The following is a 3,989-nucleotide window of genomic DNA, read 5'->3' as shown; positions in this document are numbered from 1 at the left end:
CTCACTTGTGCCGAAGATAGTTGGCTGGACACGGCCTGTGAAAATAGGTAGATGCCGGCTTCTCTCAAAACAAGACCCCTGAGGCGTATGCCTTGGGGGTTTTGCTTTTTGGAGCTTAGCGGATATTTTTATACCGTACAAGCACCACAGTTCCCCATATGCCGCCCAAAAGCATGACTTCCAGCACGCCCAGCATATGGATCCATTTGCCGGATGAAAAGCTGCTTATAAATGCAAACAGATGGTTTGTCCCCAGCGCCCAACACAATACAGTGGATTGGAACGTAAGAACTTTCATCCAGCGGACGTCATGCTTTGCAAGGGCGTACAAGATAGAGGCGATCAATCCCACGTTCCACAGGGCGATTTCGCGCTGCCAGCCTGCCGCTGTGCCCCAGATTGAGTAAAATTCTGCGAGCTGGGGAAGCCAGAGCTGCCAGATCAGGGCGCCGGTACAGGCAAGCAGCATGAACACCAAATAGAAGCGATAGGGGGCTGTTTGGGAATGCTGTTTCATGGGAACACCTCCTAAATATGAAATATATTTCATATTTAGTATAGCGAACAGCCAAGAGGATGTCAAGGGATAATGGGGCCTTTTCTTGATTTCACTGGCTGTGCTCGTTATACTAAAAAGGAACGCAGCGTCTGAAAATGGGGGATGAAGGAATGGCAACCACAGAGATACGGGTCCCAAAGCAGGAACGCGCCGTCAAAAAGCGCGACGCTATCATTCGGGCCAGCTATGAACTGTTTTGCAGGAAAGGGTATTACCAGACGAATACAGCACAGATTGCAAAAGAAGCTGGTGTGTCCACAGGGATCGTGTACAGTTATTTCCAGGATAAGGAAGATATTCTGCTTCAGGTGGTCAGACTGTATCTTGCAGAACTGAAAGAGGCGCTGGATTCCGTTCTATCGGGTGTTGATTCCGGCAGAGGCTTATCGTATATGGTTGAGGCGTGCTATGAACGCTTGTATGCGTCCCACACCATGAGGGCAGAAGCCCATGATGAATTTTGGGCTATGGCACTTCGCAAGGAAGCCATCAAAGAGCTGTTCAAAGCGTTTGAAACGGAGCTGCTGCAAGAGCTGTATCGGAAGCTGGCCTGCCGTCAGGACGTCTCACAGACCTTGCTTCGGGAAAAACTTCGGCTGAGCTATCACATCCTGGAGTGTTCATGTCATGACGCGATCTCGCCTGATTTGTCAAAGGCAGAGCGGGAAACGTTGAAACAACTGACCGTCTCCGCCGTTGTAGACCTTCTGGAGCGTAAAATAAATTGAAAGACCGTATGCCTCCGCGCCTGGACTGACGCGGAGGTTTTTGTTTGCTCCATTGCAAAGTGAATGAATTGAATGAAATGAATGGTTTGAATGATTTCTCGGGCCTGAGAAAATGAATCCTCTTGCGCTTAGCCGATTTTTGCGGCGCGGGTCGGCGCCCGCTTGCAAAAACCGGAGCGCGGCGCCACTCACGGCTCCCTGTTTCGTCCGCAGGACGCGGTCGCCGTTCATGTAAATCATTCAAATCATGCAGTTGGTACGGTATCAAACAATAGACATAGCTTGTCAAGAGGGAAAAAAGCGCCAAAATGCGTCGCGGCACAGGGTGCAAAAAAGTCCCGACCGGACGATATGCGTACAGTCGGGACAGCGATTCGTGCGGCGCTTTTTGCGGCACGCTTTAGTATTCCTTCTTGTTCAGGATCGCGCAGGCGATACGGCCAAGGGCGGCGCCGGCCGCCAGGGCGACGAGGGGGGAGGCGCAGAACAGGGCGACCGCCAGCTCGTCGGTGAGGGTCACGCCGGCGGCCGACAGGATGCCGCCCACCGCCAGGATCAGCATGACCGGGATCATAAAGGCTCCCACCAGGATGATCCGGGCCTTCTCGGCCCCGAACCGCAGCAGCAGCGGGATGGACGCGCTGCCGGTGAGGTAGGCCAGCGCCCAGCCGAACAGCAGCAGCGCCGCCATCTCACCCAGCGGCGGCAGCGGCTGGCCCAGCAGAACCATCACCAGCGCGCCGGCTGCGCCGCCCAGCAGGTCGCCGACGGTGCAGAAGATGGCCAGGACCAGGTACTTGGCCCGGACGATCTCCCGCCGGCTGACCGGCAGCACCAGGGCGTAGCTCATCCAGCCCGCCATATCGTCAAAGCTGAAGGTGGTCACCACCATCATGGCGCACATCAGCGCGCAGGTGGTCTGGTAGCCCGTCAAGCCAGTGGTGGGGGCCAGACACACCCCCAGCACCACCAGGACCAACAGCATGGTCCTGGCGTTGTGGCCGATGTTGTACAGGTCCTTCAAAATCAGGCCCTTCATTGCACACACTCTCCTTTCACATACAGCAGCATGATCTCGTCGATGGTGGCATCGTCCACCACGGCGCCGGGGTGGGCGCGGCGTGCCTGCTCTTTGTCGGGCACCAGGACGTCCCATTGGTAGTCCTCCCGCCGCCAGGCCAGCATTTCCTGGGGCTTCAGCTGGCCGAACAGCGCTGCGCCGCACCGCAGCACCCCCCACTGATACCGCAGTTCATCCTTGGCCCTGGTGAACAGCACCCGGCCGGCATGGATGAAGGTGATATAATCCGCCACCTTTTCCAGGTCGGCGCTGATGTGGGAGGACATCAGGATGCTGTGCTCCTCGTCCTGTACGAAATCCAGGAACACGTCCAGGATATCGTCCCGCATCACCGGGTCCAGGCCGCTGGTGGCTTCGTCCAAAATCAGCAGCCGGGGCCGGTGGCTGAGGGCTGCCGCAATGGACAGCTTGGCTTTCATCCCCTTGGACAGCCCCTTGATCTCCTTTTGGGCCGGCACGGCGAACCGCTCCAGGTAGGACCGGTACAGCCCATCGTCCCACTGGCTGTACGCATGGCGCAGGATGCTGCCCACCTGGGCGGGGGTCAGGGTCTCGTAAAAGCTCCCCCCGTCGAACACCACGCCCAGGTCCTCTTTCAGCCGGGGCGCGGCGGCCAGGTCCTGCCCCCAGAAGGCCGCGCTGCCCTCGTCGGGGCGCACCAGGCCCAGCAGGGCCTTGATGGTGGTGCTTTTGCCCGCGCCGTTCTCGCCGATCAGCCCCATGATGCTGCCCCCCGGCACCGAGAAAGAGACATGGTCCAGGGTGAACCCGGGGTAGTGCTTGGTCAGACCGCTCACTGTGAGGATGGTATCCATATCATTCGCCCTCCTGATAGAATAAGGTCAGCACATCCACCAGCGTTTGCAGCGCAATGCCGCTGGCGCGTGCGATATCGGCGGCGGCTTGCAGGTGTTCTTCGGCCCGCCGCTGCTGTTCTTCCTGATAGAACTCCTTGTTCCGGGCCGCCACAAAGCTGCCCCGCCCCACCGTCGTCTCGATGAAACCATCCCGCTGCAGGTCTTCATAGGCCTTCTGCACCGTGATGACGCTGACATGGATGGACTTGGCCAGCGCCCGCATGGACGGGATGGGGTCGCCTGTCTTGAGCTGCCCGCTCATGATCATGGCCTTGATCTGGCTGGTGATCTGCTCGTAGATCGGCTTGCCGGTGTTGGAGCTGATGATGATCTCCACGTGCTCCCTCCTTTGTGCTTGAGTGTACTTATTAACTAAGTACATTATAGTCAATCAGTACGGCTTTGTCAAGCCAAAGTGAATGATTTGCATGAAATGAATGGTTTGCATGATTTCTCTACCCGGAGAAAATGAATCCTCTTGCGCTTAGCCGATTTTTGCGGTGCGGGTCGGCGCCCGCTTGCAAAAACCGGAGCGCGGCGCCACTCACGGCTCCCTGTTTCGTCCGCAGGACGCGGTCGCCGTTCGTGTAAATCATGCAAATCATGCAGTTTGCAAGGGAACGAACAAAAGCGTCGCGGTTTTGCAAGCGCCGGGGATATTGGAGCGCCGCGCCCGCCAAAGCGGGCGCATTCAGGATCGGAGCGGCGGGAGGCTGGCGCCCGGAAAAAGCGTTGTGCAATTCCTCTAATGCACTCTTACACGC

At 57.6% G+C, this 3,989-nt stretch carries 6 protein-coding genes; 1 reads left to right on the top strand and 5 read right to left on the bottom strand.

Going from position 1 to position 3,989, the window contains the following annotated elements; genetic code table 11:
• Positions 1 to 115: 115 nt before the first annotated feature.
• Positions 116 to 517, bottom strand: coding sequence for a hypothetical protein (locus tag B5E66_RS12600; protein ID WP_087233824.1), 402 nt, complete (start codon positions 515 to 517; stop codon positions 116 to 118).
• 152 nt (positions 518 to 669) lie between these two features.
• Between B5E66_RS12600 and B5E66_RS12595 the strand changes: the two genes are divergently transcribed.
• On the top strand, positions 670 to 1,287 hold the full coding sequence (locus B5E66_RS12595; protein WP_158098365.1) for a TetR/AcrR family transcriptional regulator: 618 nt from the start codon (positions 670 to 672) through the stop codon (positions 1,285 to 1,287).
• 400 nt (positions 1,288 to 1,687) lie between these two features.
• On the opposite strand, the gene B5E66_RS12590 is transcribed toward B5E66_RS12595, so the two are convergent.
• From B5E66_RS12590 to B5E66_RS13280, 4 genes are all read right to left on the bottom strand, one after another.
• The gene (locus tag B5E66_RS12590; protein WP_087233819.1) at positions 1,688 to 2,326 is read right to left on the bottom strand and encodes an ABC-2 transporter permease; all 639 of its coding nucleotides are present in this window, start codon (positions 2,324 to 2,326) and stop codon (positions 1,688 to 1,690) included.
• Positions 2,323 to 3,183 carry an ABC transporter ATP-binding protein gene (locus B5E66_RS12585; RefSeq protein ID WP_087233816.1) on the bottom strand — a complete coding sequence of 287 codons (861 nt, stop codon included), beginning with the start codon at positions 3,181 to 3,183 and terminating at the stop codon, positions 2,323 to 2,325. Before B5E66_RS12585 ends, B5E66_RS12590 begins: the two co-directional genes overlap by 4 nt.
• Before the next feature lies 1 nt (position 3,184).
• Positions 3,185 to 3,562 carry a GntR family transcriptional regulator gene (locus tag B5E66_RS12580; RefSeq protein WP_087233813.1) on the bottom strand — a complete coding sequence of 126 codons (378 nt, stop codon included), beginning with the start codon at positions 3,560 to 3,562 and terminating at the stop codon, positions 3,185 to 3,187.
• Positions 3,563 to 3,680: 118 nt separating this feature from the next.
• On the bottom strand, positions 3,681 to 3,989 hold a 309-nt coding region (locus tag B5E66_RS13280), incomplete at its 5' end, for a hypothetical protein (protein ID WP_206393115.1).

Source organism: Faecalibacterium sp. An121 (assembly GCF_002160915.1).
Lineage (GTDB): Bacteria > Bacillota > Clostridia > Oscillospirales > Ruminococcaceae > Faecalibacterium > Faecalibacterium avium.
The sequence above is the reverse complement of the archived record's forward strand: the minus strand, read 5'-3'. Positions and strand labels throughout refer to the sequence as shown.

Bases quoted from the DNA above. Each gene is read 5' to 3' on its own strand.
- B5E66_RS12590 (WP_087233819.1), bottom strand. From the start codon at position 2,326: ATGAAGGGCCTGATTTTGAAGGACCTGTACAACATCGGCCACAACGCC.
- B5E66_RS12585 (WP_087233816.1), bottom strand. From the start codon at position 3,183: ATGGATACCATCCTCACAGTGAGCGGTCTGACCAAGCACTACCCCGGG.
- B5E66_RS12595 (WP_158098365.1), top strand. From the start codon at position 670: ATGGCAACCACAGAGATACGGGTCCCAAAGCAGGAACGCGCCGTCAAA.
- B5E66_RS12600 (WP_087233824.1), bottom strand. From the start codon at position 517: ATGAAACAGCATTCCCAAACAGCCCCCTATCGCTTCTATTTGGTGTTC.